Source organism: Candidatus Chlorohelix sp. (genome assembly GCF_037138995.1).
Lineage (GTDB): Bacteria > Chloroflexota > Chloroflexia > Chloroheliales > Chloroheliaceae > Chlorohelix.
This window is the reverse complement of the sequence record NZ_JBAXHI010000011.1, coordinates 43162-68067: the sequence shown is the minus strand read 5'-3', so window position 1 is coordinate 68067 and position 24906 is coordinate 43162. Positions and strand designations below refer to the sequence as shown.

Here is a 24906-nt window from a genome sequence, read left to right as displayed (position 1 = left end):
AAACATTGTGAAACCAAAACTAGACCAAAAAACTAGTGTTTGAGTATATGTGCTTCAAACAAGCTCAATATAACAAATAATAATTACAAACGCAAACTGCTTGATTAAAAATATATTCTTTTAGGGGAGTGCGAAAATAATGGGTAATACAAAGCGCAAGCGGCACTACGAAGGAGATACTCTTGTTGAGGAGGTCAACGATGTAGATCGCTTGCTCGGTCTGGCTGAAAAATCTGCCGAAGAAGAAGTAGAGCCAGAAGATATCTTAGAACCTGATTTGCTGGATGAGGATGTAGTATTAATGGACGATGATGTCCTTAGCCCCGATAAAGCTCTCGAAGCTTTAGCGCCTGTGACCAACCTGAGCGACTTGCTAACACGGGGCAAAAAACAGGGCTACGTTACCCAGGACCAGATTCTGCAAGCGATTCCTGAACCGGAATCGCATCTAGAGCAAATAGAAGATGTTTATGCCGAACTTATTGAACTCGGCATTGAAATATTGGACGATGCTAAAGAATTTAACACTCGCGGTAAGGGTGAAGACTCGAATGAGCCTGACCCTGACCTTGATATTGCTTTCGACCTAGAAGGCATGAGCATTGATGATCCGGTTCGTATGTATCTACGAGAGATTGGGCGAGTTCCTTTGCTAACAGCTGCAAAAGAAGTAGATTTGGCGAAACGGATGGAAGCCGGAGATGATGAAGCGCGTCGTCATCTAACCGAAGCTAACTTGCGGTTGGTTGTTAGCGTTGCCAAAAAGTATATAGGGCGCGGTATGTCACTCTTAGATCTTATTCAAGAAGGCAATATCGGGCTTATCCGTGCGGTTGAGAAATTCGATTATCGCAAAGGCTATAAGTTCAGCACCTACGCTACGTGGTGGATTCGCCAAGCGATTACTCGTGCAATTGCTGACCAAGCACGTACAATCCGTATTCCGGTGCATATGGTTGAGACCATCAATCGTTTAATTCGCACCAGCCGTCGCTTGGTACAGGAACTCGGTCGTGACCCAACCAGCGATGAAATTGCTCGCGAGATGGGTTTGCCGGCTGAAAAAGTGCGCGAGATTATCAAAATTTCGCAAGAGCCGGTTTCGCTTGAAACGCCAATCGGTGAGGAAGAAGATTCACATCTAGGCGATTTTATTGAAGACCAAAAAGCGCTTGCTCCTGCCGATGCTGCCAGCCACCAATTACTTAAAGAACAGGTGGAAGATGTGTTGGACAGCCTGACTCAGCGGGAACGTCGGGTATTGCAACTTCGTTTTGGGCTAGATGATGGGCGTAGTCGCACACTAGAGGAAGTTGGGCGTGAGTTCGGAGTAACCCGCGAGCGTATCCGCCAAATAGAGGCGAAAGCTTTGAGAAAGCTGCGACACCCCAGCCGTAGCAAAAAGCTCAAGGATTATTTAGAGTAAGAAATGCTCCCCCCTTCCAAACTGCGAAGGGGGATTTTTTATCCCCTGTATCCTTTTTCTACAGCGTCACTAATTTCCCCACCCGTTTACTATTGCATCTAAATATACTCCAAAAATGTGGGATTCAAGCTCGAAATGATAGTAATTGACAGTAATCACGCTGTAATATGCAGCCGAATTACAGGTAAACTAAGGTTAGAGAAGGCTTTCTCGTTTGTTTGTAACGCTCTAACCGGAGAATAATATTACTGGCAAAGGAGGTTATCATGAAAAAGGCACGCATCAGGTCAAGGCTACTTTGGCTTATACCCACGATTATACTAATTCTTCTTATAATCATTTATATCGGGGTATCAATTTATGGAGGCGATACTTTCAATAAGGTTGCTCAACGCTTTGGAAAATTCGATGATACGCCTACAAAATATGGCATCTCCTATCAGGATGTAACGTTCTCTTCCGCCGCAACAGATAAGCTAACCTTGCGGGGATGGTGGTTACCGTTGGAGGATTCTAACCGGACGCTTGTAATGGTTCACGGAATAAATCAGAATCGCGCCGAAATGTTGTATTTGGCGAAAGATTTACGAGCGTTAGGTTTTAACCTGCTCTATTTTGATTTGCGGGGACACGGTGATTCGGATGGCAATCGCCGTTTCTATGGGCAGTACGAATCGTGGGATGTGGTGGGGGCTTTCAATTTCGTCAAGAGCTTGGGCTTTTCACCAGATAATATTGGTATATCCGCCCGCAGTTACGGCGCATCCAGCGCGTTGCTGGCAATGGGACATTCTTCGGAGATCAAATCAGTTTTCAGCGACTCCGCTTGGGGTAAATTTGAAAGAGTGGCGGAATGGCGTTTCAGCAAAGATTACGGGCTTCCCAGCTTTTTCCTTCCCGGTATCTATACAGCCGGTAATCTGATGTATGGATTTAAAATCGAAGAAACAGCCCCTGAGACCGTTCTACGCACCCTGAAGGATCGCCGTATCTTTCTGATACATGGCGACCAAGATCAGGAAATCCCCTACCAAGAATTTTACAGCCTGAAAGAGGCAGGCGGATCTAATATAACCGGGAGTTGGTTTCTGACAGGCGCAAAGCATTGCCAATCCCATGACCTGTACCCGCAAGAATATTTTCAGAAGCTCCAGCAGTTCTTTTACACTAATTAAATCCTGTTTGGAATCAAAATAGACTGCTGTTAAAGGGTGGTGCTATAAACTCGGCAAAGAAAGGAAGCTGCCATGAAAATACAAACGACTGTTAATCAGAAGAGCGCCTTTTACAGAACAAAGTGGTTCAAAATTTCTTTGGCAGGGGTGGTACTTAGCGTAATAGCAATCTATATCGGAATCTGTAACTATGCTGCCCGCGTTTTTACCACCAGTGCCACCCGTGATCTAGGACCTAATACTCCTGCTACATTTGGGATGCCTTATGAGGAAATCACTTTCAAAACCAGCGATACAGCGCAACTAACAATTAGAGGGTGGTGGATACCTCGCCAAAATTCACAGAAAACGCTAATTATGGTTCATTCCAAAGATGGCACTCGTACTTTTCTGCTTCCGGTAAGCCAGCGTCTTTGGCAGGAGGGATTTAATATCCTGCTTTTTGATACCAGAGGTCAGGGCTTGTCCGATGGTGAGCGTTATGCCTTTGGTTGGAAAGAAAAATATGATGTAGTTGGGGCAGTGGCATTTCTGAAAAGTAAAGGAATTTCGCCCAATCAAATCGGGGTAGTGGGTTGGAGTATGGGCGCTGCTACCGCGCTAATGGCAATGGCAGAAACGCCCGATATTAAAGCAGGCTTAATCGAATCTAGTTATGGTAGCCTCGACCGGGTGATAAATGAAAAATACTATCCTGATACCGGGATGCCTTTGTTGCTTTATCCCGGAATCAAGCTAATGGCAAAGCTCATGTATGATTTGGATGTAGATCAAGCCAAGCCAGAAGTTGCCATTACCAAACTAGGAGAGCGAAAAGTATTTCTGATTCATGCTGAAAAAGACCAAGAAATCCCCGTCTCCGAATTTCAAATAGTGCTTAAAGCGGGCAGCGCAAATGTGGCAGAAAACTGGTTAGTGCCAGGGTCGAAGCATGTGCGAAGTTTTCAGGAGTATCCCGATGAATATGTCAGGCGGGTTGTAGCTTTTTTCAATAGGGAACTATCATAAAATACATATTTTACAAACGACTTGTTAGCTAACTCACGAAAACGCCAACCGGAAGAATGCTTCAAGCAATAAACGGGGATATGCTATAATTTCCGGCATATGTTTAAATAAAACATTAAGACCAGATGGTAAATCCGGCAGGAGTTTTAGATGATTTTTTCAACGGCATCTTTTTTAGCTTGGGTTGTAGCCTTTATTTTTGGGATTGCAATTCGCGAGTACCTTAAAGCCCTAGTAGCAGACCGTCTTGGCGACAAGCTACCTCGTTCACAGGGAAGGCTTACCCTTAATCCCACTATGCACCATCATGGGCTAGGCTTGGTGCTGGCTTTTATGGCAAGCGTAGGCTACCCAGTTATAACTTGGGGCAAGCCCGTTGAAGTGAATACCCATGCTCTACGTGGTGGGCGCGGCAGTATTACCCTTGTATCGGCAGTGGGCATCCTTGCAAATTTGCTGCTTGGCTGGCTAATTTGGCTGGCGGCAAGTCCATATATCCGAAATGCTAAAAGCACTGATTTGCTGGCAAACTTTCTGTACGGTTTGGTGCTGGTAAATCTTCTTTTGTTCGCTTTCAACCTGCTTCCCATCCCGCCTTTGGACGGCTATTATTTCATTAAGGGCTTGCTTCCTGCTCAATGGGATGTGAAATTACAGAGCTATGAAACTTATGGTATGTTAATACTGGTAATCGTTGTTTTATTCATACCTTTTTTATTCGGTATATTTAGCTCCAGAGGCGGCAACCCAATTTTCGATTTTATTATTTATCCGATAGTACGGGCGGTAGGGGGATTATTGGGAATATCAATAGTATAGTAGATTCAAAAATGGATGTTCGTTACCGTTTCAAGCAATTACTAATGGCGCTCAGGGCGCGTCCTTTTAATAGCGCTGAGTCCGAATTTGTACGCCAAATATTGAACGAGAAGCAAGCCGAGTTATTTTTTGCTTTGCCTTTTTACGAGCAGCATCATGCTTATAGAGTTTGTTGTATGCTGTGGGATAATGGGTATCAGGAAGATAAGGCTTTACTACAAGCAGCGTTGTTGCATGATTTAGGCAAACGTGACCCGGTATCGGGCAGATACATTAGCTTATGGGATAAAATTCTGGTAGTCGCGCTAAAGAAAATCGGTGGAAAGCCCTTACTATATAAGGTGGCAAAGCCTGACCCGCGTAGTTGGCTCTATGTATTTTGGTTACAAACCCGGCATGAACAGCGAAGCGCTGAATTGGCAGAGGCGGTGGGTAGCTTACCGCGCGTGGTTGCGCTTGTAGCGGGGTGTGTTCCTGCTAATGACCCTGCTTTTGTTGCGTTGAAATGGGCAGATGATGCAAACTAGCTTGATAGCGGAAAGCTAAATGGAAAAACAAACTCGCCAGAAAAATGTTTTTGGGATGACGGTTTATCGCTATCAGGTGCGATTGCCGGGCTTTGATTTTGAAGGTCCGTTGGATTTGTTATTGCAATTGATTGAGCGTAACGAATTGCCCATTACAGAAATTTCGTTAGCAAATATCGCTGAAGAATATACCGCTTATATAGACCAACTAACCGAAATAAACCCTGCCGAGCTTTCTGAATTTCTGGTTATCTCTGCTAAATTACTTCTGATAAAAAGCGCAGCCCTGCTACCCGCACCACCTGCTCGTCCGGGCGAACCCGAAGAAAGCACAACCGATGCTAAGGAACTTATTGCCCAATTACGCGAATATAAGCGAATAAAAGAGGCTGTACGGTTTTTGCAACAACGTCACGAATCAGGTTATCGGGCTTATAGCAGCCAACGTAGCGGACCTACGGAATTACATTTGGAACAATTAAACTCAGCGTTGGAAAAAACGGGGCGGGGCAAAAGCGGGCATTCCTTACATGGCGTAAAACTACAAGATTTATTGGCGTTGGTAAAACGCAGATTAGCTGCCCAGCAAAGGGAACAGTTAAAATTGCCGTTGGCGATTAATCAGCAACAATTGGGGCGCCGCGTCAAAATAGAAGAACGTATTGAGTTAGTTGAAGTTCGGTTGAAAGCTGAAAAACAGCTTGCCTTTAGCAGCCTTTTTGAGTCTCGCAGCGATGAAAATCGGCTTGAGCTTGAGATTATAGTCACCTTTATGGCAGTGCTTGAACTGCTTAGAAGGCATGCGGTAGTAGCGCAGCAAGATGAACTTTTTGGTGAAATATACATTACTTCAACGAAGGACGTAGAATGACCGATCTTACTACTTTACCGCAACCGGTATCCGGTGCGGAACGAGTGGCTTTTTTTCAGGAGATGCTCGAAATTTACAGCCCAAGTCATCAGGAAAGCGCTGTTGCCGAATTTTTGGTGCGTAAGATGCAGGCGTGGAATTTCCGAGAAGCCTATGTAGATGAAGCTGGAAATGCGGTAGGTGAAATTGGCGCGACCCAAGAGCAAGCTACCAAAACTGTGGCGCTATTAGGGCATATTGATACGGTACCGGGTTTTATTCCGGTTCAGATTATGGAAGATGGTGATACTATTTACGGGCGCGGTTCGGTTGACGCGAAAGGTCCCTTTGCGGCATTTACTCTAGGCGCTGCCGCATTGGTGCCTCTGCAAGCGCAATTATCCGCCGAAGGCAAGCGTATAGTATTGATAGGTGCAGTCGAAGAAGAAGCCGCCAGCAGTAAGGGGGCGCGTTATGCCGCAAACCGTTATCGCCCGCAATTTTGTGTAATCGGTGAGCCTAGCGGTTGGTCTAATATAACGTTAGGTTACAAAGGACGCTTGCTGGTAGATTATACTTTAAGCCGTGACACCAAACATACTGCTGCCGAGGGCTCTAGCGTATGCGAAGAAGCGGTGGATTTTTGGAATAAAATCAAGGCATATGCAACTGAGTTAAACATGGGCAAAAGTATTTTCGAGACTTTGCAACCCTCACTACGCAATTTTAACAGTCAAGCTAATGGGTTTCAGGAAGTAGCGCATCTATATATTGGATTCCGGATTCCGGTGGGCTTTTCAATACAGGAATTTAAAACTTTGCTGGATGAATGGCGTGGCGATGCGGTACTTGTGCTAAGCGGTGAGGAAGAACCAGTGCGAAGCGAAAAAAACAATCTGTTGGTAAGAGCTTTCCTGTCTGCTATACGTGTTGAAGGTGGGCAACCAAAGTTTCGTTACAAAACGGGAACTAGCGATATGAATGTGCTTGCTCCTGTTTGGCAATGCCCTATCCTAGCATACGGACCGGGCGATAGCAGCCTTGACCATACACCCAATGAGCATGCCAGCCTTAGAGAATTAGAGAAGGGCGCAAATATCATAACTCGCATGCTGCTGGATTTATGAGAAATAATAACTGGGCAGTAGGAAAGCAAGTACGATATATCCCTAAATAGCTTTTTCTACTATATCTTACTTTTAGTGTTAAATAGTTGCGTATCAAACCCTCAGCTTTATTGACAAACCTAATTAACATTATTATAATATTGGATGTACAGTAAACCGAGTATTCTACTCAAGATTTTGCTTTAGAAAAATCAAATCGCACTCTCGCTACTCCTTCATTCCTTTGCACACAGCGAAATCCTGAATATATAGAATATTTATATGGAGAGCAACGAGAGTTCTTTAGTAATGAGGAAAAGGTGAGAGATGAGCCTTGTAGATGCAAGTAATGACCTTGTGCAGCGGCGACGACATCGCCCCAAAATTGCTGCTAATGCTATAGAGTTAATGGGTAATACCCCTCTTGTACGCTTGAATAAAGTTAATGAAAATGGCGTAGCAAATGTGCTTGCCAAGTTAGAGGCTTTTAACCCCGGTTTTTGTGTGAAATGCCGCATCGGGGTTGGTATGATAGAAGACGCGGAACGACGTGGTGTGCTTACTCAGGATACCATTATCATTGAACCGACCAGCGGTAATACCGGTATTGCGCTTGCTTGGGTTTCGGCAGTAAAAGGCTACAAGCTAGTTCTTTGTATGCCCGATACAATGAGCATCGAGCGTCGTATGTTGTTGAAAGCGTATGGCGCAGACCTAGTGCTTACTCCCGGTTCACAGGGTATGCCCGGTGCTATCCGCAAGGCGGAAGAACTGCTGGCGGAAACTCCTAACTCTTGGATGCCTCAGCAATTTAAGAACCCTGCTAATCCTGAAATTCATCGCAATACCACCGCTCTTGAAATCTGGGATGATACCGACGGTCAGGTAGATATAATTGTCGGTGGCGTAGGAACTGGCGGTACAATTACCGGTATTGCGCAGGTTATTAAATCAATCAAACCCGGCGTAAAAATAGTAGCGGTTGAGCCTGTGGATAGTCCTATATTAAGTGGCGGTACTCACAAACCTCATAAGATACAGGGTATTGGCGCCGGATTTGTGCCGGATGTGCTGGCGCGTGACCTTATAGATGAGATTATGCAGGTTAGCAATGATGCTGCTATTCAAACTGCCAGAGAAATTATGCGTAAAGAAGGGTTGCTAGTAGGTATAAGCTGTGGCGCTGCGGCTTGGGTCGCTCTGCAACTCTCAAAACGACCTGAAAACGCCGGGAAAAATATTGTGGTAATATTACCGGATACTGGCGAACGTTATCTCAGCACTATTCTCTTCGCCGATATTCGTGAGGCTTTACAGATTTAATCAGGGGGTAAAATGAAGATTTCTAGTAAAGGGGAATACGGTCTGCGTGCTTTATTTGATTTGGCAATGCATTATGGCAGCCGTCCCCGCCGTAGCCGCGAGATCGCTGAAGCTCAAAAGGTTGCGGAGGATTACCTTAACCAGTTATTGATAGTTTTGCGTAAAGCCGGGCTAATTCACAGCTTACGCGGGCCTCAGGGTGGGCATGTTTTGGCGCGTCCGCCTCATCAAATCACCCTTTATGATGCTTTAAGCGAACTAGAAGGTTCTCTCTCGCCCGTAGAATATTCTAACGATTTGCGAGAAAAAAGCATGGTGGAGGTTGACGAAATTCTCAATCCTATCTGGGACGAGGTAGAGCAGCAAATAATAGCCACGCTCAAATCCACCTCTTTACAAGCTTTAATGGAACGTCACCACTCACTACAAGCACAAGTTATGTATCATATTTAACCTTTGTGTGGCAGGGCGCATATTACATGCGCCCTGTTTTTGTGTTTAAACCCCGCTAATTCTAATCTTGCCAGCTATTACCCAAAGTAGTACAATGCGTCCAACGCACTAAAGACGAATTAGCAGAAAACTGCATCGGAGGAAAAATTAGCATGTCAAAGAAGTGGATTTACCTGTTTAGAGAGGGCAATGCAAGTTGGAAAGATCTGCTTGGTGGCAAAGGCGCTGGTCTTGCAGGTATGACAATTGCGGGAATGCCCGTTCCCCCAGGCTTTACCATAACTACCGAAGTATGTAACGCTTATTATGATGAGGGCAAGAAGTTCCCTGATGGAATGTGGGAACAGGCGATGGATGCTCTGGAGGTTGTAGAGCAACAAATGGATCGTCAATTTGGCGATGCAGTTAATCCATTACTGGTTTCCGTTCGGAGCGGCGCAAAATTCTCAATGCCGGGTATGATGGATACCATCCTCAATCTCGGTTTAAATGACACCACTATTCAAGGTTTGATAGCCAGCACCGGGAATGAGCGCTTTGCTTACGATGCCTACCGCCGTTTCGTGCAGATGTACGGTAACGTGGTGTTGAATATCAACAAGGACAGTTTTGAGCATGTTCTGGATGCACATAAGCACAAGATTGGTCCTAAAGCTAAAGATACAGACCTTACTACGGAAGATTTGCGTGCTATAAAAGATGAGTTTAAAGCGATTGTGCTTAAGGAAACTGGTTCGCCTTTTCCTGAAGAACCGCTGGAACAACTCAAAGGCGCAATCGAAGCCGTATTCGCCAGTTGGAACAATGATCGCGCCATTTATTATCGCCAAGTTAACAAAATTAGCGATGCTCTTGGCACTGCCGTAAACGTGCAAACGATGGTATTCGGCAACATGGGGGACGATAGCGGTACTGGTGTAGCCTTTACCCGCGACCCTGCCACCGGTGAAAATGTGCTGTACGGCGAGTATTTGCCCAATGCACAGGGTGAGGACGTAGTCGCTGGTATTCGTACCCCCCACCCCATTTCTGACATGGAACATGACCCGAACTTTCCCGGCGTTTACAAACAGTTCCGTGAGATTGCTCACCGCTTGGAAGCGTACTATAAAGACGTGCAGGATATGGAGTTTACCATTGAAAAGGGCAGACTTTTCATGCTCCAAACCCGTAACGGTAAACGCACCGGTCCTGCCGCTGTGAAAATTGCGGTTGATCTAGTACGCGAAGGGGTAATTGACGAAGCTACCGCATTGCAACGAGTTCCTGCTGACGATCTGACCCAGTTGTTATTACCACGTGTTGACCCTGCGGCTAGAGTGCATGCCACGTTTATTACCAAAGGGTTAGCTGGTAGTCCCGGCGCGGCAGTTGGGCAAGTTGTTTTTACTGCTGAGGAAGCAGAGGCTCTTGGTAATGCAGGGCAAGATGTGATTTTGGTACGTCGCGAAACCTCGCCCGAAGACCTTCGCGGTATGGTAGCGGCACGCGGTATTTTGACTGCCTTTGGCGGTAAAACCAGTCATGCAGCGGTAGTGGCACGCGGCATGGGCAAGTGCTGTATCGTAGGGGCAGGCTCAATTCATCTTGCCAAAGATGGCTCGGGTTTTAGCATTGATGATACTGATGTGGTGATAAAAAAAGGCGACTGGATTACCCTTGATGTGGACTCAAATGAAGGGCGTGTGTTGGCTGGTAGAGTAAAAACTATCGCTCCCGAAATGAGCGGTGATTTTGCAACACTTATGGAATGGACAGATAAGTTCCGCAAACTTCAGATACGCGCCAATGCCGATACGCCACAAGATGCGCTCAAAGCGCGTGAGTTTGGCGCACAGGGTATTGGTCTTACCCGCACCGAGCATATGTTCTTCGAGGGTAATCGCATTATGGCGATTCGCGAGATGATTCTTTCGGATAATCAAGAAGATCGCAAAAAAGCCCTTGAAAAGATTCTACCCTATCAGAAGGAAGACTTTGTAGGTATTTTCAAGGCGATGGACGGTTTCCCTGTTACCATTCGCACCCTTGACCCGCCGCTACATGAGTTCCTTCCTCATGAGGATGCACAAATTGTAGAACTGGCGCAAGAGATGGGAATCAGCGTTGAGAAGGTCAAGAATCGTATTGAGTATCTAAAAGAGTCTAACCCAATGCTAGGTTTCCGTGGTTGTCGTCTCGGCATCCAATATCCTGAAATTACCGAAATGCAGGCGCGTGCGATTTTCCGGGCTGCGTTAGAGGTAAAGAAGGAAGGGGTACATGTTCACCCTGAAATTATGATTCCGCTGGTTAGTGATGTAAACGAGCTTAAGCTACAGCGTGATATAGTTGAAAGGGTTGCACTGGAAGAAGGCGTTAAGGAGGCGGGCTTAGAATATTCAGTCGGTACTATGATTGAATTGCCAAGAGCCGCTTTAACAGCCGATAAAATTGCCGAAGTAGCCGAGTTCTTCAGCTTTGGTACCAACGACCTGACTCAAACCACTTTCGGCTTGAGCCGTGATGACAGCGGTAAGTTCCTTCCGCTTTACGTAGAGCGCAAAATCCTGAAGGATGACCCCTTCCAAGCGCTTGACCGTGAAGGCGTAGGGCAACTGTTGAAGATTGGGACGGAACGCGGACGCAGCACTCGACCTAATTTAAAGGTCGGTATCTGCGGTGAGCATGGCGGTGAACCAAGCTCGGTAGAGTTCTGTCACCAGATTAACCTCAACTATGTAAGTTGCTCGCCTTTCCGTGTGCCGATTGCGCGTTTGGCTGCGGCACAAGCAGCGATTGGTGAAACTGTGCGCGATAAATAATCTAAGGCTTTACTCACCTCCGTCATCTAATAGCAGATGGCGGAGGTTTTTTTAATTTCTTTAGGAGTTTTGCGATGAGTACCGATTATTTTCTGATTAGAGTTATGGGGGTTTAAAAAGTGACAAGAAAAGACAAAAAAACAAACATCAGCGTTATATTTATGCTTTCTTCACTTTCTCAGGTTCAACCACCGCGATAAAGCTCGCATGATGAAAAAAATGGACGATTCTCTTAACCGAAAGTTCATTAAAATCTGCAATTCTACCCGCTACTTTTTGCCTCTTGCGGTGTTATTAGTAGTAACTGGATAATATCCAAACTAAAACGATTTTTTCTAATAGAGAGGCTCCGCCGTGTTCATAAAAACTAATTTGAAAGAAGAAAAAATTAGCGTTTTGTTGGTGGATGATCACCCTCTATTTATTGTCGGTATAACTTGTATCTGCTTTAATGGGCTAGTAGAAGACTATTACCCGCAATTATAACTATATTCCTCCGATAATAAGGTTTTTGAACCTTTGTGGCGCTGCAATTTTATTAATAGCGTCTGGCTTATTATTATCAATTTTTGAGGAGAAAAGAAGCGTGCAGGAAACTAAGAAAATTTCCCCCGGTATCATACTGGGACTACTGGCGATATTGATTTTCAATATTGGCGTAAACGCTCCTGTTAGGGTACAGGACACCTCAACCGCTGTAGTGGAGGTGCAGACTTCTAGTGGTGATAGTCTGGGGCAACCGCGCCTTTTCAGACCTTTGAAGGATTTCAAGTGGAATGCGTCGGATAACACAGTTTCGCAACCAATGATTAATTTGCCCGGTACCAACGCTTCGCTTGGTATTTCAGAAGGCGCTCGTGTACAAGATAGGGAGAAATAATAATGCTTAAAGAACGAACTGATTTCAGGAATCAGCTTCCTCGCAATCAACTACCGGCTCGCAAATCTCCGGGCTTGATGAAGGTAAATATCGCAACCTTTATGATAGTGGGTTTAATTTTTCTGGTCTTGTGCTACCAAATAGGTTCCGATGTCTCTCGCACCATGAAGGTTGGTCAGGCGGCTACGCAACAGGTCGTTGCTCAGAAAAGCAGCAGCAAGCCCAAGACCAAAATTGCTACGGTTGGCGCTGATGGGGCTGTGATTTCTGGAGCAGCGGGTGTGGATGATACTTCTACCGATGCTACAACGGATGATGGGAGTGACACTACTGATACTTCTGGCGATTCCACTACTGACTCTAATTCGCCGGATGGTAGCTCCATTCCGGGACAAAACCCGATTTCTAAACAGGATCAGACTGTACCCGGTAACACCCCGAATGGTGGGGGTGGTTCCAACACTCCAGCCGCTGGCGCACCTCCGCCTGTAACTACCAAAGGCGTTGTAGTACCGCCTTCAGGTGGAACAACTTCCGTGCCAGTTAATCCGCCGAGCAATGGTAACCAAGCGCCTGTTCAGCAGCCTACCAGCGTACCTGCTCCGAAACAAACAACGGCAGCGCCGCCACCGGCTCAGACAACCAGCGCTCCGCCACCTCCCGTTCAGACAACTAGTGCGCCACCGCCAGCCGCGCCGACTGCAACACCGAAGCCTGCGCCAACCGCAACACCGGTACCCGCGCCAACTGCAACACCGAAGCCTGCGCCAACTGCAACGCCGAAGCCTGCGCCAACTGCAACACCGAAGCCTGCGCCTACTACTAAGCCTTCCTAGAATTGGTTGGTAATTGCTCCCCCCTTTATTGAGGGGAGCAATCTCTATAATGGGTTTCTCTGAGCGGACACGGTATTCTATCTCTTCACGGTGGGGAATAGTATTGTGGATTACTAAATTTTGAAATGGAGACGGCAGTATGAGCGAAAAACATAATATGTTAGACCATCATTTATTTAAAGACCGACGAAGGGTATTGGCGATACCTGCACATGCTGAAAAACCCATGACTCGCACTGGTAAAATGGTGTTAACCAATTTGATGGTAGCCTCCCTTATCTTCGGAGTGTTCCTTGCCGGGACAACCCTTGCAAATAATACTTATCGTGATGCAATTTCTAACTTGCTTGGTCGTCATTGGAAGGACATTTTGAGTTCTCAGATGGGTGCATCTCTGGGTGAAGGCTTTGCCGAAAAAAGCCCGTGGATTATGGCACGCGCTGGTGGCATTATTGCCTATCTGACCTTATATGCCAGTGTAGCGGTTGGTCTATTGTCAAGTTCGCGTCTGCTACCACGCTTCATTCATTCCGCTGCCCTTATTTACTTTCATCGTCTGCTTTCGCTGATTACGTTAGTATTTCTTATTATGCATGTGGTGGGTTTGATGCTGGATAATTACCTTAAATTCAGCCTGTTAGATTGCACTATTCCGTTTACTGGTCCCTATCGTCCACTTCCGACAGGTATCGGCACATTGAGCTTCTATGGAATCGTGGCAGTGGTAATAAGTGTGTACATGTCCGATAAAATTGGCTATAAAGCTTGGAGAATGCTTCATTATCTAAGTTTTGCTGTTTTTGTTGGAAGCTTGGCACATGGCTTATTAACAGGAACCGATAGCAAAGCCGATTGGGCAATCAAGATGTATATATTTACGGGCGTGACCGTATTTATCCTGCTAGAAGTTCGAATTTTCAAAAGCTGGTTCCAAAGTTTAAAGAAGCAAACTGTGAGCTAAGCATTTTAATTCTATTACCTGCTATATTTATGACTGCCCCTGGGTTTTTGCCTAGGGGCATATATTTGATAAGAGTATAGGAAAGTCATTTTTGCTTAATTACTAACGGAATGGTATTCTTTAATACTATAAGCAATTTTCCCAGCTTGAGGGCATCAGTACATGACTTTGCTTCAAACCCGCACTATAGCTACACCCAAAATCTCACGCAGCGAAATTTTAGCTCTAACGGCAGTATTGTTGCTGGCGGCTCTTTTGAATTTTCTGTTTCTTTCCCAAAATGGGTTTGGCAATAGCTACTATGCAGCGGCAGTTAAAAGTATGTTGGTGTCATGGAAAAATTTCTTCTATGTGTCATTTGATGCTGCCGGATTTATAAGTGTAGATAAACCACCCTTAGGTTTATGGCTACAGGCTTCTAGCGCCATGCTTTTCGGCTTTAACGGCTTTAGCCTGATGTTACCGCAAGCGTTGGCAGGTGTTGGATCAGTTGCAATCCTCTATTTTTTGGTGCGAAAAGTTGGCGGGGCGTTTGCGGGATTTATAGCGGCTGTTCTGCTGGCTATTTCACCGATTAATGTGGTCACCAACCGCTCGAACATTCTTGAGAGTCTGGTAGTTCTGACCGTATTGCTGGCAACATGGGCAATCCTGCATTCAATTGAGCAAAAGAGCTTGAGTTGGCTATTGGTTGGCGGAGCGTTTATTGGAATTGGCTTTAATATAAAGGGGCTGGAAACTTGGTTGGTTGTGCCTGTCCTTATCGCTACTTATCTTTTTGGTGTTCAATTGGCTTGGCGCATTCGCTTTCTGAATCTTGGTTTGATGCTTCTTATCATTATATGTGTGTCACTGGCTTGGATTGTTACAGTTGACCTCACGCCCTCTTCGCAACGCCCTTATGTTGATTCCACCCTGACAAATTCAGAATTTGATCTTACCTTTAATTATAACGGGACTCAACGCCTGTTCGGAGAACCTTCTTATGGCGGTAAACCCCCTGTAATCAAACATGATAAGGGCGACCCCGGACCGATTCGCCTTTTTCAATCACCGCTGGCTAGTCAGGTTGGCTGGTTTTTGCCCTTTGCCCTACTTTCTTTAATGGCAGGGCTATGGAAACCTGATTGGGGTAATTTGCGATTGAGCTTAAAGCGCGGCTATTTGTTACAGCCCCAATATTCTTTGCTTTTATGGGGTGGCTGGCTTATTACGGCGGGGTCTTTTTTCAGCGTGGCACTTCGCTTTAACCAATATTATATGGCAGTATTTGCGCCTGCGACTTGCGCTATGGTAGGTTATGGCGTAGTTTCTTTGTGGAGAGATATGGCAAGCCCTGTTTGGCGTGGGTGGCTTCTGCTAATAGCATTTGGAGCAACTGCGCTTGAGCAGATTATTATTATGACTGGTTTCCCTGATTGGAATAATTGGCAACTACCCTTGCTTATAGCTATTTGCGTTGCAGGGGTTTTACTACTTGGTACAATGCGAATTTTGCTACTGCGTAACCTAGCTAAAAGCTATCTTAAAGTTATAAGCGCGGCAACTCTGGTTACGCTTTTGATAGTTCCCTTATGGTGGGTGAGTGTTTCGCTTACTCCCAATAACGCCGGAGAATTCCCATTATCAGGTCCTAATCCTCTTCAACAGGGTAATTTCATAGTGCCTGAACCTGACCAATCTTTGCTTGATTATCTGAAAGCCAATTTGGCGAATGAGCGATTTTTCATTGCCACTTCTTCGATAGAGGATGCCGGTTCGATAGCGCTTGCCACCGACAAAGCGGTAATGGCTATGGGTGGCTATTCGGGCTATGCTGCCATACTTACCCTACAATCGCTGGTGACAAGAGTAAAGGCTGGAGAGGTTAAATTTTTTCTTATTCCTTTTACTAATTTGCAAGAAAGCCAAGCTCAGGCTTTATATTCACAGGAAATCGCCGCTACCGGAAACCCATTTACTACAAGCTACACCAATGCCTTGACCCATTGGATTAGCGATAATTGCCAACCGATACCTCCCAATCAGTGGCAAACTATTCCTCAACTGCTAAAGATGCAGCTTTACAAGTGTATCCCTTTAGCAAGTTAATAATTTAACATATATTAATCCCAATAACATTCACCCAATGTTAACTTTCCTTATAGTTATCTTATGGATTCTTCTCTAATTCTGTACAGAATAAAGCTATAAATGCTGTACAATACTTGTAGAGCATAGGTTATAGCATTTGTATAAATTTTATTCATAGATTGCTATAAAATAAATTTCTATATAGGGTTAGCGCTTAGTATTTCTCAGTTATGGGTGAAGAAAATGTCCAACGCAATGTTAGCAGAACAAGAAATTACAGGAATAGAATTAAGCAATAGCGTGTCGGAAGAGCCTCGCTATAAGCAGAAGTGGGTGAGACTGGCTAATAGCAAAGTAGCTAAAGCTTATAAAAATCGCCCGGCGTTGGATATACCGTTGGCAAGAAATAAGCTTATAAATAAAGCTTATGCTGAAATGTACTTAAGCGACCCTGCAACCTTCAAATGGGCTGGTCTAGCATCATTTGCCTCCCGCAATGTGGGCGAAAAAATGGAATTATTGCGGAATCTCTCTAAAGCTTCTTTTGGTACACTTATTGCTAGTTTTGGTACTGCCCTGCCTTTTTATCTGATTTCCTCAGAAATCAAATATCTTTATAAGGCAGTATCTGAAGGTAACAAACTTATTTTTACCGATATGTACTGGCAGCATCTGGCTTATCGCGATGCCGGACTGGAAGAACTAGAGCGGATTTATTTACAGGGAGACCTTCCTGAAAAAGCTATTAAAGCTTGGAGACTTCTGGACGAAGGCAAGAAAACCGGAAACCAAGATTTAATCTGGCAAGCTAACATTGATATTTTGCAACGCGAACAATGGGATATTGTACATCCTGCCCTTTATGCCGGAAAACGAAATGAGGATTTGTGGGAATTGATTTCTGCTTCTCATAACCTTACCGGTATTCTGATTACTTCACCTGTTCCGGGGGTTGAGAAACGCTTCAAGGATTGTGTGCCTAATGCAAACCTTGCAAAACTTAAAGACCGCTGGAAATGGTGTACTGACTTCATAATGCCTGATTGGAAGGCATTTGAAACCAAGTACCCTAAAAAAGTTGAGTTGCTGCTACGTAAAATAATGGCGTAATTATTCTTTACAGATAGTGTTGTTACATACAACACTTTTAGTGCCTTATCTGTAAAGTTAGTACCTGTTATGAATTTGGAGGATTTCTAATGATTTGGAATATAGATAGCGGAAAATCAACAATCGGATTTGGCGTAAAGCACATGATGTTCTCAACGCTGAAAGGTCGTTTCCACAGAGTAAGCGGAATGGTTGATTGGGATGAAGAAAACCCTACCCACTCAAAAATTGAAGCTATAGTGGAAACTAGCAGCATCCAGACCGATGACAAAAGCCGAGACAAACATCTGCGGTCTGAAGATTTCTTTGATATTAGGAATTATCCCTATATGACCTTCAAAAGCACAAGAATTAAGCCGATTGGGCATAACAAATATCGCTTAACCGGAAACCTGACTATTAAGACTGTAACCAAAGAGGTTAATTTTGAAGTAGATTATGCCGGACGTAACGGTAGGGCTTTCGATGGGAATTTTTCAGCGTTTCGCGCAATTGCTCAAATCAACCGAAAGGAGTTTGGTTTGGTATGGAATGCCGCTATCGAAGCGGGTGGCTTAGCGGTAGGAGAGCAAATCAAAATAGAACTTCTTATCAATACAGCAAAAGAGAGTGCTGTTACTGTCGCTGCCTAATCCCTGTAACGAATATTTTTTATGCGCTGGTATAAACACCGCGCAATTTTTTTGCTTTCAACCTATAATAAATAAAAAAACTTATTGTATTGGCAAGAATTGCTTATGAAGCTAGTTATCGGTAGTACCGGATTTATAGGGCGAGCATTGGTAAAAGCATTAGTGGAACGCTATCCGGGGCAGGTGAGGGCGTTGGTACGCCAGAATAGCAAATTGCTCGACCTAGAGCAGTTGCCCGGTCTGGAACTGGTGAGGGGCGATATACTTGAGCGGGAATCCCTAACTAATGCGATGAAAGGCGTGGACACGCTATTTTATTTTGCGGCAATAACCGCAAATATCAAGAATAAAGAAAATATCTACTGGAGAATCAATGCGGAAGGCACATATAACTCTATCAAAGCCGCCGAGCAGGCAGGAGTAAAACGGGTGGTGCTGTGCAACGGTCTCGGTACCGTAAAAAGCGCACCCGGAAGTTATATGCGTACTCGTTGGGAGATGGAGGAAGCCGTTCGCCAGAGCAATATTCCGTGGATAATTCTGCAACCGGGGGTTGTATTTGGGGCTGGCTCTGAGTTCTTTGAATCACAGGCACGTATTATCAGAAAAGCGCCAATCGCGGCAATGATAGGTGGCTCAAAAATGCGCTTCCAACCCGTTTATGTAGGAGATGTGGTGCGTGCGGCTGTTGAAGCTTCAGAGCGGGCTGATAAAATCGGAAAAACAATCGAGTTGGTAGGCGTTGAAAATTATACATATAAAGAATTGATTGATTTGATTCTTGTTACCATAAAGAAAAAGCGCCTAAAAATCTCTATACCTCTATGGGCGGCAGGAATAGGCGCAACTATTCTTAATATTTTACCCAACCCTCCGCTTACTCCGGCTCTTGTTGAAATGTTCTCATTTGATAATGTTGCTGCTGACCCCAATGTGATTGAGCATGAATTTGGCTTCAAGCCCTCTCCCCTGATTCCATATTTGGAAAAACACGGCATCCGATTTTAGACTTAACAAAGTCAGAGTCAATGAAAAAAACCAGCTTCAAAAGATTGCATTTCGCGTATCAATCGGCTATAATTGTTTGGCTTGAACAGGCAATGTTCGGGTGTCGTCTAATGGTAGGACAGCAGACTTTGAATCTGTCAGTTGGGGTTCGAGTCCCTGCACCCGAGCCATTTGTTTGAGAGTATCGGGTAGGAAGAAGGGCAGTCGCTGGTGCAAACCAGAGGAAAGTCCGAGCTACAAAGAGCGGGGTGTCGTGTGGAGACGAAAGTTTAAGCGCGAGAAGCGACCTTACGAGGTCGTTGACAGTCCAGATTGGGTCGGTCGTTAAGCTTGCTGAAAAGTAAGAGCAACGGCAGGCAGAGCAACAGAGACGAAAACCCTTGTGCAAACAAGGGGGTGAAAAGGGCAATCCTCCCTGTAGCAATCTCCGAGTTGGCGGATAAAGACGGTTGCTCGCCGGAGCCAGAAGACGAGAGCAGTCGTGAAGGCGACGACACGACCGGTGCTGCAAAGTACCGAGATAGATGACTGCCATAAACAGAACTCGGCTTACTCTCTTTCTACCCGTTATGGTGGGTGTAGCTCAATGGCAGAGCACTTGATTGTGGATCAAGGGGTTGTGGGTTCGAAACCCATCATCCACCCTCTAGCTTATTACAAAAGGCTAAATCAGCTTCTATACTCAAGTATAGGAGCTTTTTTATGTATGGAAAAACTCTTAATATTCAAAACCCCCCCAGTTGGATGCACCGTTATTACACTTTTTCGATGTAAAGTATTAATTATGCAAATTAAATGTAATATTCACCCAATATTTACCTATACACACCTCTATTTTTACCTCTGATGATTTATAATGTATAATTACTACCTAATATATCTATTGTACGCAGCAAGAAACCCTCTTAATTATTCTTATAAAATAAAATCTTTCTCCTGAGAAACCAGACTACAAAGCTGGAAATTTATATTTAACAAATGGTTTGTGCTATAGTAGAAAAAGCACATAGCAATCCGGTTTTACCCGTATAAGCCTGAAGCCACTCAAATTTGGTTTTGTGCTTTGCATGGATAGAGTGGATACCTCTTTTTCCGATTAGTAGTAGTGTTAAAATTGGACAATGAAGTGGTTAATTTATTCAAAGGAGAAGCAAATGAGCGGGTCTAATGGTACCCTTTCGTTACAAGTATCTGAGATTGAACGCCTTCAAAACCGCCTCAATGACCCCCAGGTTGCTGCGGCTTTAAATCGCATCCTAGATAACATAGACCTGTTGGCTCTTTCTGTTACAGCCCTTGATGGTTTTCTCAAGCGCGGCGACGTAATCGTCGATAGCATGGCAAAAACCGTCAGTGAATTAAAAAATTCTACCCCTTCTGTAAAGCTGGATATAGCAGAAACCTTGGCTACTGCACTAAAACTCAAAAAAGCCGCGGATGGGGTATTGTCTGTTATTGAGTCTGAGGAATTTACCGCATTGTCAAAATCAGGCGTTTTCGACCCCAAAACGGTAAGTTTAATAGGTGAAGCCGGCACAGCCTTGCAGGAAACCTATGCAACACAGCGAAAAAGCCAGCCAAAACCGTTGGGCTTCTTCGGTTTGCTAAAGACCTTGAAAGACCCGGAAATTCAATGGTCGCTTAACTTCCTAATAGAATTTTCAAAACGGTTTTCCAGAAAAGTCAATGCATGAGCTTTCAATAGCATATAACTTGGTCGAAGTGGCTGAAAAGGCAGCGATTGAGGCAAAGGCTATACGGGTTCAAGCTGTTTATCTCAGGTTAGGTATGCTAACCGGAATTGTCAAAGATGCCTTACTTTTCGGCTACGATGTGGCTGTTCAAGGCACTTTGCTAGAAGGCTCTCAATTAGTAGTAGAAGAACTTCCTGTTATTGTCTATTGTGCTGTTTGCAAAACCGAAACTATATTGCCGGATATTCAGCATTTTCGCTGTTCCTTGTGCAACACCCCCACCGGGGATATTCGGCAAGGCAAAGAGTTGGAACTTGCATCATTGGAGGTAGTAGATGAAGCCCCGGATTCTTGAAATCACACAGGGAGTGTTGGAAAAAAATGACCGATTGGCACAGGCACTTAGAACACGCTTTAAAGCATCGGAAGTTTATGTGATAAACATGGTTTCTAGCCCCGGTACCGGCAAAACTGCTTTTCTGGAAGCTACCTTGCGAATGCTGATAGCAGAAGGACACCCTGCTGCCGCGTTGGTGGGCGACCTTGAAACCGAAAATGATGCGAAACGATTGGCTAGAAGCGGTGCTGCGGTTCGTCAAATATTGACGGGCGGTAATTGCCACCTCGAAGCTGAAATGATTGAAACCAATCTACAGGATTGGGATTTGAACGAACTAGAGTATTTATTTATCGAAAATGTCGGCAATCTAGTTTGTCCTGCCAGCTACGACCTCGGAGAGTCGCTTCGCTTGGTATTGCTTTCAGTAACAGAAGGCGAAGATAAACCTCTGAAATATCCCACCGTGTTTAACTCAGCCGCTGCCGCCATTATTACTAAAGCTGATTTGGCGGAAGCGGTTGAATTTGATAGAGAAGCCGCACTTGAAAATATTGAGTCGGTACGTCCCGGTATGGTTGTTATCGAGACCTCTGCCAAAAAGGGGCAGGGGATGGAGCAATGGTTAGCATATCTCAAAGCGCAGCGTCAAAAGCAATATCCAACAGCGAAAGCAGTTGTAGGTGTAAAATAATTTACATTAAGGAGATTTGGGCATGACCAGTTTATTATGGCTTCAGGGGGGAGCTTGTAGCGGTAATACTATTTCGCTACTGAACGCCGAGGAGCCAAGCATTTGCGACCTTGTCACCGATTTCGGAATTGAATTAATTTGGCATCCTTCGCTGGGACTTGAGCTAGGGGAAAATGCCAGAAAAGTGATACGAGATTGCGCCAGCGGGGCGCGTCCGGTTGACATCTTTGTATTTGAAGGCACGGTTATTCGAGCGCCTAACGGCACAGGGCGGTTTAACATGTTTGCTGGTCGCCCGATGAAAGATTGGGTAACTGAGTTAGCCAGCCAAGCTCAGATTGTGGTGGCTATCGGGGATTGTGCTACTTGGGGTGGCATTCCCACAATGGCACCAAATCCTTCCGACTCGATTGGTCTGCAATATATGAAGCGTGCAAGAGGCGGCTTCTTAGGTCCAGATTTCCGCTCAAAAATGGGTTTGCCAGTTGTTAATATACCGGGCTGCCCTGCTCATCCTGACTGGGTTACTCAGATACTGGTGGCAATTGCCAGCGGACGGGCTAAAGATATTGCTCTTGATGATTTGCAGCGCCCTCAAACCTTCTTTTCCACCTTTACTCAGACTGGTTGTACTCGTAACCAATTCTTTGAATACAAACAATCTACCACTGAATTTGGGCAGGGTACTCGCACCGGTTGTCTCTTTTACGAAATGGGCTGCCGTGGTCCTATGACTCACTCGCCCTGCAACCGTATCCTTTGGAATCGCCAATCTTCTAAGACCCGCGCCGGAATGCCTTGTATCGGTTGTACTGAGCCTGAGTTCCCATTCTTTGATTTGAAGCCCGGAACCGTCTTTAAAACTCAGAAAATTAGCGGCTCTGTGCCTAAAGAAGTGCCTACCGGAACCGACCATCTTACTTATATGGCACATTCGGCAGCTGCCAAGATTGCTGCGCCGCAATGGTCGAAGGAAGACCTTTTCAAAGTTTAACCGTTATTCTTATAGATCAACTCATGGAGATATAGAAATGGCAACAAAGGCAGTTGACCTGCATGTCAGTCCCCTTGGACGGGTTGAGGGAGACTTGGATGTACGAGTAACAATTAATGATGGGGTCGTGACCGATGCTTGGACCGAAGCGGCGATGTTTCGCGGCTTTGAAATTATCCTGAAAGGGAAAGACCCCCAAGCCGGGCTTATCGTAACCCCTCGTATCTGTGGTATTTGTGGCGGTAGTCATCTTTATAAAGCGGTATATGCTCTAGATACCGCATGGAATACCCAAGTTCCCAACAATGCCACCCTGATTCGCAATATAGCGCAAGCTTGCGAAACCATTCAAAGTATTCCACGCTGGTTTTATGCTCTTTTTGCAATTGACCTGACCAATCGGAAATATGCCAAATTCAAAGGCTATGATGAGGCGGTGCGTCGCTTTGCTCCGTTCGTTGGAACGAGCTATGAGCCAAGCATTGTACATTCTAGCAAACCGGTGGAAGTTTACGCTCTGTTCGGCGGACAGTGGCCTCATTCCAGCTTTATGATACCCGGCGGTGTGGTGTCTGCGCCTACCCTTTCGGATGTTACCCGCGCAATCTCAATCCTCGAATTCTGGAAAGATGCGTGGCTGGAAAAAATCTGGCTGGGCTGTTCCATTGATCGCTGGTTGGAGAATAAAACTTGGAACGATGTCCTTAACTGGGTAAATGAAAACGAAAGCCAGTATAACTCGGATTGCGGTTTCTTTATCCGTTTTGCTCAGGAAATTGGGCTGGATAAATTTGGTCAGGGTGTAGGCGGTTTTCTGGCAACCGGTACATTCTTCCAGCCTGAACTTTATCAGAAACCCACCATTGAAGGACGTAATGCTGCATTGATTACCCGTGCTGGCATTTATGACGGTAAAAATTATCACGATTTTGATCAAGCGCAAGTACGGGAAGACCACACCAACTCTTTCTATCGAGGTTCAGGGCAATTGCACCCCTTTGATGGCGTAACTGACCCGATTGACCCTGAAGAAGGGCGCAAGAACGGTAAATACACTTGGGCGAAAGCGCCGCGCTATGAAGTGCCGGGAGTCGGTTCTTTGCCATTAGAGGTCGGACCTTTAGCGCGTCAAGTTATCGCCGGACGTTCGGGGGCAAGCGCCCATCAGGATACTGACCCGCTTTTCCTTGATGCCCTTAAAACAGTTGGTCCAAGCGTATTCATTCGCGCAATGGCTCGTGTACATGAAGCAGCTAAATATTGGAAAATGGCTCGTGGCTGGCTGGATCAGATTGATTTGCACGAAAAGTTTTATATCAAACCGATAGAGCATGCCGAAGGTAAAGGCTTTGGAGCCACTGAAGCCGCCCGTGGCTCGCTTGCAGATTGGATTGTTGTCAAGGATGGCAAAATCGAGAATTATCAGGTAATTACGCCGACTGCTTGGAATATCGGACCACGCGATTCCAAAAATGTTAAAGGTCCTATGGAAACGGCTTTTATCGGTTCAACCATATCTAATATTGATGACCCGATTGAGCTAGGTCATGTGGCGCGTAGCTTTGACTCCTGTTTGGTCTGTACCGTGCATGCCTATGACGAAAAGACCGGCAAAGAGTTGACCCGTTTCAAGGTTAATAACTTCTGTTAATTATCTACGGAGGGTGGGGATTATTAATCTCTGCCCTCTTTTTTGGGAAAATCGGCAATGGGAATAGTCATTATTGGTTGCGGCAACTTGCTACGTGGGGATGATGGCGTAGGTCCGATTTTAATCAGGCATCTGTGGGAAGAGGGTATTCCGCCCCATGTGCGGTTGGTGGATGGCGGTACAGCCGGGATGGATGTAGCCTTTCAGATGCGTGGGGCAGACGAGGTTATTCTGGTAGATGCTTGCCGCAGCAATTCACCACCCGGCACACTTTTCAAAGTACCCGGAGCAGAACTTGAAAATCTACCATCGTTAAACGAAATACATTCTCATGCTTTTAGGTGGGATCATGCGCTGGCTTTCGGACGTTGGTTGTTGAAAGACGAATATCCCAAACACATAACCGTGTATCTGATTGAAGTCAGTGATATAAGCCCAGGTATTGAATTAACCGCTCCGGTAGCGCAGCAGATGAGAAAACTAGCACAACATTTGCTTGAATATGTGAACGCTCCCGGTTAAAACATGATGATTTGAAGTTGGTA

At 45.3% G+C, this 24906-nt stretch carries 23 protein-coding genes, 2 tRNA genes and 1 other RNA gene; all 26 read left to right on the top strand.

Annotated features, from left to right (window positions below; genetic code table 11):
• The first annotated feature begins 139 nt into the window (after window positions 1–139).
• The 26 genes from rpoD (at window position 140) to WCK19_RS07325 (ending at window position 24883) form a co-directional block, all read left to right on the top strand.
• Window positions 140–1426, top strand: coding sequence for an RNA polymerase sigma factor RpoD (rpoD, locus tag WCK19_RS07450; RefSeq protein ID WP_342396742.1), 1287 nt, complete (start codon window positions 140–142; stop codon window positions 1424–1426).
• Between the two features lie 266 nt (window positions 1427–1692).
• A complete protein-coding gene (locus WCK19_RS07445; RefSeq protein ID WP_342396741.1) occupies window positions 1693–2601 on the top strand; it encodes an alpha/beta hydrolase in 909 nt (302 codons plus the stop codon).
• Window positions 2602–2673: 72 nt separating this feature from the next.
• Window positions 2674–3609 carry an alpha/beta fold hydrolase gene (locus WCK19_RS07440; RefSeq protein ID WP_342396740.1) on the top strand — a complete coding sequence of 312 codons (936 nt, stop codon included), beginning with the start codon at window positions 2674–2676 and terminating at the stop codon, window positions 3607–3609.
• A 150-nt stretch (window positions 3610–3759) separates the two neighbouring features.
• On the top strand, window positions 3760–4428 hold the full coding sequence (locus WCK19_RS07435; RefSeq protein WP_342396739.1) for a site-2 protease family protein: 669 nt from the start codon (window positions 3760–3762) through the stop codon (window positions 4426–4428).
• A gap of 11 nt (window positions 4429–4439) precedes the next feature.
• Window positions 4440–4955: a hypothetical protein gene (locus WCK19_RS07430; protein ID WP_342396738.1), complete on the top strand. Its 516-nt coding sequence runs from the start codon at window positions 4440–4442 to the stop codon at window positions 4953–4955.
• 19 nt (window positions 4956–4974) lie between these two features.
• Window positions 4975–5826, top strand: a complete 852-nt coding sequence (locus WCK19_RS07425; protein ID WP_342396737.1) for a segregation/condensation protein A — start codon at window positions 4975–4977, stop codon at window positions 5824–5826.
• Window positions 5823–6932 carry a [LysW]-lysine hydrolase gene (locus tag WCK19_RS07420; RefSeq protein WP_342396736.1) on the top strand — a complete coding sequence of 370 codons (1110 nt, stop codon included), beginning with the start codon at window positions 5823–5825 and terminating at the stop codon, window positions 6930–6932. The genes WCK19_RS07425 and WCK19_RS07420 overlap by 4 nt, the downstream gene beginning before the upstream one ends.
• A gap of 306 nt (window positions 6933–7238) precedes the next feature.
• Window positions 7239–8234: a cysteine synthase A gene (gene cysK, locus WCK19_RS07415; protein ID WP_342396735.1), complete on the top strand. Its 996-nt coding sequence runs from the start codon at window positions 7239–7241 to the stop codon at window positions 8232–8234.
• A 12-nt stretch (window positions 8235–8246) separates the two neighbouring features.
• Window positions 8247–8687, top strand: coding sequence for an Rrf2 family transcriptional regulator (locus WCK19_RS07410; RefSeq protein ID WP_342396734.1), 441 nt, complete (start codon window positions 8247–8249; stop codon window positions 8685–8687).
• Between the two features lie 152 nt (window positions 8688–8839).
• Window positions 8840–11491, top strand: coding sequence for a pyruvate, phosphate dikinase (ppdK, locus tag WCK19_RS07405; protein WP_342396733.1), 2652 nt, complete (start codon window positions 8840–8842; stop codon window positions 11489–11491).
• A gap of 586 nt (window positions 11492–12077) precedes the next feature.
• Window positions 12078–12371: a hypothetical protein gene (locus WCK19_RS07400; RefSeq protein WP_342396732.1), complete on the top strand. Its 294-nt coding sequence runs from the start codon at window positions 12078–12080 to the stop codon at window positions 12369–12371.
• Window positions 12372–12373: 2 nt separating this feature from the next.
• Window positions 12374–13207 carry a hypothetical protein gene (locus tag WCK19_RS07395; protein WP_342396731.1) on the top strand — a complete coding sequence of 278 codons (834 nt, stop codon included), beginning with the start codon at window positions 12374–12376 and terminating at the stop codon, window positions 13205–13207.
• Window positions 13208–13346: 139 nt separating this feature from the next.
• Complete coding sequence (locus WCK19_RS07390) at window positions 13347–14168, top strand: ferric reductase-like transmembrane domain-containing protein (protein WP_342396730.1); 822 nt, start codon at window positions 13347–13349, stop codon at window positions 14166–14168.
• A gap of 162 nt (window positions 14169–14330) precedes the next feature.
• Window positions 14331–16259: a glycosyltransferase family 39 protein gene (locus WCK19_RS07385; RefSeq protein WP_342396729.1), complete on the top strand. Its 1929-nt coding sequence runs from the start codon at window positions 14331–14333 to the stop codon at window positions 16257–16259.
• 225 nt (window positions 16260–16484) lie between these two features.
• Window positions 16485–17351 carry a DUF2515 family protein gene (locus tag WCK19_RS07380; protein WP_342396728.1) on the top strand — a complete coding sequence of 289 codons (867 nt, stop codon included), beginning with the start codon at window positions 16485–16487 and terminating at the stop codon, window positions 17349–17351.
• An 89-nt stretch (window positions 17352–17440) separates the two neighbouring features.
• The gene (locus tag WCK19_RS07375; protein WP_342396727.1) at window positions 17441–17983 is read left to right on the top strand and encodes a YceI family protein; all 543 of its coding nucleotides are present in this window, start codon (window positions 17441–17443) and stop codon (window positions 17981–17983) included.
• A gap of 105 nt (window positions 17984–18088) precedes the next feature.
• Window positions 18089–18991, top strand: a complete 903-nt coding sequence (locus tag WCK19_RS07370) for an NAD(P)H-binding protein (RefSeq protein WP_342396726.1) — start codon at window positions 18089–18091, stop codon at window positions 18989–18991.
• A 96-nt stretch (window positions 18992–19087) separates the two neighbouring features.
• Window positions 19088–19161, top strand: a tRNA-Gln gene (locus WCK19_RS07365).
• Between the two features lie 18 nt (window positions 19162–19179).
• Window positions 19180–19559: RNase P RNA component class A (gene rnpB / locus WCK19_RS07360), an RNA gene on the top strand.
• Between the two features lie 4 nt (window positions 19560–19563).
• Window positions 19564–19635, top strand: a tRNA-His gene (locus WCK19_RS07355).
• A gap of 510 nt (window positions 19636–20145) precedes the next feature.
• The gene (locus WCK19_RS07350; protein ID WP_342396725.1) at window positions 20146–20685 is read left to right on the top strand and encodes a DUF1641 domain-containing protein; all 540 of its coding nucleotides are present in this window, start codon (window positions 20146–20148) and stop codon (window positions 20683–20685) included.
• Window positions 20678–21040 carry a hydrogenase maturation nickel metallochaperone HypA gene (locus WCK19_RS07345; RefSeq protein ID WP_342396724.1) on the top strand — a complete coding sequence of 121 codons (363 nt, stop codon included), beginning with the start codon at window positions 20678–20680 and terminating at the stop codon, window positions 21038–21040. Before WCK19_RS07350 ends, WCK19_RS07345 begins: the two co-directional genes overlap by 8 nt.
• On the top strand, window positions 21021–21716 hold the full coding sequence (gene hypB, locus WCK19_RS07340) for a hydrogenase nickel incorporation protein HypB (RefSeq protein ID WP_342396723.1): 696 nt from the start codon (window positions 21021–21023) through the stop codon (window positions 21714–21716). Before WCK19_RS07345 ends, hypB begins: the two co-directional genes overlap by 20 nt.
• Window positions 21717–21738: 22 nt before the next feature.
• On the top strand, window positions 21739–22710 hold the full coding sequence (locus WCK19_RS07335) for a hypothetical protein (protein ID WP_342396722.1): 972 nt from the start codon (window positions 21739–21741) through the stop codon (window positions 22708–22710).
• Window positions 22711–22747: 37 nt separating this feature from the next.
• Window positions 22748–24361, top strand: coding sequence for a nickel-dependent hydrogenase large subunit (locus WCK19_RS07330; RefSeq protein ID WP_342396721.1), 1614 nt, complete (start codon window positions 22748–22750; stop codon window positions 24359–24361).
• 57 nt (window positions 24362–24418) lie between these two features.
• Complete coding sequence (locus WCK19_RS07325; protein ID WP_342396720.1) at window positions 24419–24883, top strand: hydrogenase maturation protease; 465 nt, start codon at window positions 24419–24421, stop codon at window positions 24881–24883.
• Window positions 24884–24906 lie beyond the last annotated feature (23 nt).

Bases quoted from the DNA above. Each gene is read 5' to 3' on its own strand.
- rpoD (WP_342396742.1), top strand. From the start codon at position 140: ATGGGTAATACAAAGCGCAAGCGGCACTACGAAGGAGATACTCTTGTT.
- WCK19_RS07445 (WP_342396741.1), top strand. From the start codon at position 1,693: ATGAAAAAGGCACGCATCAGGTCAAGGCTACTTTGGCTTATACCCACG.
- WCK19_RS07440 (WP_342396740.1), top strand. From the start codon at position 2,674: ATGAAAATACAAACGACTGTTAATCAGAAGAGCGCCTTTTACAGAACA.
- WCK19_RS07435 (WP_342396739.1), top strand. From the start codon at position 3,760: ATGATTTTTTCAACGGCATCTTTTTTAGCTTGGGTTGTAGCCTTTATT.
- WCK19_RS07430 (WP_342396738.1), top strand. From the start codon at position 4,440: ATGGATGTTCGTTACCGTTTCAAGCAATTACTAATGGCGCTCAGGGCG.
- WCK19_RS07425 (WP_342396737.1), top strand. From the start codon at position 4,975: ATGGAAAAACAAACTCGCCAGAAAAATGTTTTTGGGATGACGGTTTAT.
- WCK19_RS07420 (WP_342396736.1), top strand. From the start codon at position 5,823: ATGACCGATCTTACTACTTTACCGCAACCGGTATCCGGTGCGGAACGA.
- cysK (WP_342396735.1), top strand. From the start codon at position 7,239: ATGAGCCTTGTAGATGCAAGTAATGACCTTGTGCAGCGGCGACGACAT.
- WCK19_RS07410 (WP_342396734.1), top strand. From the start codon at position 8,247: ATGAAGATTTCTAGTAAAGGGGAATACGGTCTGCGTGCTTTATTTGAT.
- ppdK (WP_342396733.1), top strand. From the start codon at position 8,840: ATGTCAAAGAAGTGGATTTACCTGTTTAGAGAGGGCAATGCAAGTTGG.
- WCK19_RS07395 (WP_342396731.1), top strand. From the start codon at position 12,374: ATGCTTAAAGAACGAACTGATTTCAGGAATCAGCTTCCTCGCAATCAA.
- WCK19_RS07390 (WP_342396730.1), top strand. From the start codon at position 13,347: ATGAGCGAAAAACATAATATGTTAGACCATCATTTATTTAAAGACCGA.
- WCK19_RS07385 (WP_342396729.1), top strand. From the start codon at position 14,331: ATGACTTTGCTTCAAACCCGCACTATAGCTACACCCAAAATCTCACGC.
- WCK19_RS07380 (WP_342396728.1), top strand. From the start codon at position 16,485: ATGTCCAACGCAATGTTAGCAGAACAAGAAATTACAGGAATAGAATTA.
- WCK19_RS07375 (WP_342396727.1), top strand. From the start codon at position 17,441: ATGATTTGGAATATAGATAGCGGAAAATCAACAATCGGATTTGGCGTA.
- WCK19_RS07370 (WP_342396726.1), top strand. From the start codon at position 18,089: ATGAAGCTAGTTATCGGTAGTACCGGATTTATAGGGCGAGCATTGGTA.
- WCK19_RS07350 (WP_342396725.1), top strand. From the start codon at position 20,146: ATGAGCGGGTCTAATGGTACCCTTTCGTTACAAGTATCTGAGATTGAA.
- WCK19_RS07345 (WP_342396724.1), top strand. From the start codon at position 20,678: ATGCATGAGCTTTCAATAGCATATAACTTGGTCGAAGTGGCTGAAAAG.
- hypB (WP_342396723.1), top strand. From the start codon at position 21,021: ATGAAGCCCCGGATTCTTGAAATCACACAGGGAGTGTTGGAAAAAAAT.
- WCK19_RS07335 (WP_342396722.1), top strand. From the start codon at position 21,739: ATGACCAGTTTATTATGGCTTCAGGGGGGAGCTTGTAGCGGTAATACT.
- WCK19_RS07330 (WP_342396721.1), top strand. From the start codon at position 22,748: ATGGCAACAAAGGCAGTTGACCTGCATGTCAGTCCCCTTGGACGGGTT.
- WCK19_RS07325 (WP_342396720.1), top strand. From the start codon at position 24,419: ATGGGAATAGTCATTATTGGTTGCGGCAACTTGCTACGTGGGGATGAT.